Source organism: Candidatus Babeliales bacterium, from assembly GCA_035288105.1.
Taxonomy (GTDB): Bacteria; Babelota; Babeliae; order Babelales; family Vermiphilaceae; genus SOIL31.
In genome coordinates, this window is the sequence record DATEAY010000056.1 from 1 (window position 1) to 3,007 (window position 3,007).

At 35.1% G+C, this 3,007-nt stretch carries 3 protein-coding genes; 1 reads left to right on the forward strand and 2 read right to left on the reverse strand.

Annotation, left to right across the window (positions count from 1 at the left end):
• Nucleotides 1-155 precede the first annotated feature (155 nt).
• Nucleotides 156-2,078: a hypothetical protein gene (locus VJJ26_03015; protein HLC07133.1), complete on the forward strand. Its 1,923-nt coding sequence runs from the start codon at nucleotides 156-158 to the stop codon at nucleotides 2,076-2,078.
• 129 nt (nucleotides 2,079-2,207) lie between these two features.
• Here VJJ26_03015 and VJJ26_03020 read toward each other — a convergent pair whose 3' ends face one another.
• Both VJJ26_03020 and VJJ26_03025 read right to left on the reverse strand, forming a co-directional pair.
• Nucleotides 2,208-2,417, reverse strand: coding sequence for a hypothetical protein (locus VJJ26_03020; GenBank protein HLC07134.1), 210 nt, complete (start codon nucleotides 2,415-2,417; stop codon nucleotides 2,208-2,210).
• Nucleotides 2,418-2,428: 11 nt separating this feature from the next.
• On the reverse strand, nucleotides 2,429-3,007 hold a 579-nt coding region (locus VJJ26_03025; GenBank protein ID HLC07135.1), incomplete at its 5' end, for a hypothetical protein.

Consider the following 3,007-nt stretch of genomic DNA (forward strand, 5'->3'; position numbering starts at 1 on the left):
TCACGGCACAGGAGCGTTTGGGGGTTTTTTTCCCATATATTTTCTACATTAGCTGCTTATGTTTTTAAGGCCAAAAAGCCTTCATTAAAAAGAAAAGTTATTAAAAAACTTGCAGCTGCTTAAACCGAATTCGCGTTAATTTACAAAGATTACGCATGCTTGGTGCTGGTCAAAAAATGCAACAAGCACAACTTTTGCAACAAGCACAAAACCTTCAAACAATAAGCAGTATTGCTTTAGTTCTTCTCAGTGATATCGCTTTTGATAGTAACAATTTGAATTGTTATTTCCATAAATCAGAAAAATTAGTCTTACTTATTCCCAAAGAATATATTCGCTCAAATTTACCTGAAGCTATGAATTTCAACCTGAGTGATCAGGCAAAAGTATGTGGCTTCAATCCAACAGTCCTGACTGCGGTTACTGATGTAACGTCAGATAATCTTATAAAACAACTTGCCATACAACAATCACTGCCAATCGATAAAGAAAAATTTATTTCTCATCTCACATCAATGTTTACAGTTCAAAAAAAGGCTATTGGCTTAGGTGCCGCAAAAGAAGATGTTAGTCCAGAAGAAAATGCTCAATGGATCATATATCTTACAGGACACGGTAGCGCTGCTTACCAAACAATAGGAAATATGCGCAAGCAATTATACGACATTAAATCAAGCATTGCCAATGCACGAAGAGTTCCACCAAAAAGCAGTGACTACAGTAAAGCCCAACAATACATACGTGACTATGAACCTCTCGCTAAAAAATATGGAAAAATGTTAGAAGGAAAATCCAATTGGCAAGACTCACAAATTGTGCCAGAATCAGCTCGCGTAGCAGGAATTACAGCACAGGAATTTTCACAATTGATGAAGTTCTTCGATAAAAATCTTGATATTGCGTATATACATTACATGACCTGTTTTGCCGGTGGTTCTAATCAAACATTTGTTAACGAAGTTCTTTCGTCACTAGATGTTGATTTTATTGTTTCATCCGAAGGAATACATGAAGGTGTTGTTAGGAGTCAACAAGGGTTTCATTGGGATAGTAGAAGTAACAAACTAAAACTAACATCCCAATCTTTTGCTGAATTTTTTAGACTTCTGAGATTATTTTTTACTCAACCAGAACAATTTGTCAAAATTAAAGGAAAAGCACAAGATCCTATTCTTTTCATTTTACGTACCATCAATCCTGGAGCTCTGCAAGAAAGCCAACCCTTTGTTCGTTTCCCTGTTGCTGGTAAATTCGTCGCAGCGGCTGTCGATAGCAAAATAGAAGTTTTAACTCAAACAATTGTCAGGGCACACGAAATTGAAAAGAAACCTATAGATCTCAGCAATAAAAATATCGATACACTCATCATTAATACTTCGCGTATTAATGTCCCACTTAATTTGGGTAAAAAAATACACACTACACTAATATTTCCATCACCAAAAAGTTTTGCTCCAGGATACGAAGCGATATATCTATTGAGTGAAATTAATTATGAAAACACATTGCAATCTTTTATATTCAACTGCGTTTATCGTAATGCAAGACTCTATACACAAACATTTGTTGTAAACAAATTAACTGATATTTTGTATCAGCAATCAGGATTGCCAAGCAAACAAGGATCAATCAACAATTTTATCATGCAAATGCAAAGCGCATCGGATAAGAACACGATGATTGCCAATGTACAAGTTGTCTTTGAATTTGATGGAAATGTGTATCAATCTATGTTTACAATAAAAGACTTTGAAAAGGCTGAACAAGCCACTCAACAAATCAAATTTACAGCAACACCTGTGCGATCAACTAACATGACTACAGTGGTAAACCAATTTTTAACTGCACAAGAAGTTACTAAACTTGCAAAACCAATTCGTTTGCAATCCATAGCAGAATTTTTTGATGACAAAATTGATCAACAAGATCCATCTATGGCTATATGGACTGAGGCAGATCTAGAAGATCTACAAAAATTTGCAGAACAACGCGCAAAAAAACAACCAGCACGACCACAAATTAAGCAACCGGTAAAACAACAGGTAAGACAACGCGCAGGTCGACGAATGAGACAATAAATTTAAACAGGCCTCGGTAAAAAGTAAAATTTTACAAGCCCTTGTTTTTGCCAAGAGGCAAAGCCGAGGGCTTGATTACGCTAGTATTTTTTGTCACTCACTATTCTCTTTCTTTACGTTTAGAGTGTATCAAATCAATTTGTTATTTGCTTCGTTCATTAATCCCAAAAGCCAATCAAATGGAATAGAAAAGCTGCTACCGTGAGGAAATAAAACCAATTCCAATCCATTTTTTCCATGTTTTATAACACCAACATCTTGACCATTATGAAGGATTTCTATTATTAACTCATAATTATTATTAGGATCATTTGCAAAATCAGCTGTCCACTGTGACATGTTAAAGTCTCCTACTGTTTCATTGTATATCTTTCTAAAAAACCTATAAATTTACTGCCATCAGACGTCCATCTTGCACCCATGCCATCTGGCAACCTAATATCAAGAATATCTCCGTAAGAATTTGTACTTCTAATAACAAAAGTACTATCATGCGACTTGATAATCATGTTAATATAATTCATTGCCTGTTCAGTATTTTTCGCAGCATTCCCTGTGATTTCACCTACAAAAGCGGAACCTTGTCGCGCTGCATGTTTTTGAAAAGCTCTACCCGCAGATGTATTATTACCTTTTAAACACATAGTTGCCGATTTTATTAATTGTTCAAAGCCATTATTAATATCATGAGCAATATTTGCCACCTCATACGAAATCTTAAATATATTTTTATTGTCCGAAGTAAAAAAAGTTAAATTATTTTTAATAGAATCTGCAGCTTTAATGGAAACCTCTGCTCCCTCTTCAACAATCAATTTCCCAAAACCAGCAACTTCTACCGTATATTCGCCAGCGAACAATGCCTCATTTTCTACAACACTATGTAGCTGCTTTATAAAAGCATTACTTGTTGTTTTGGTAAAACCACT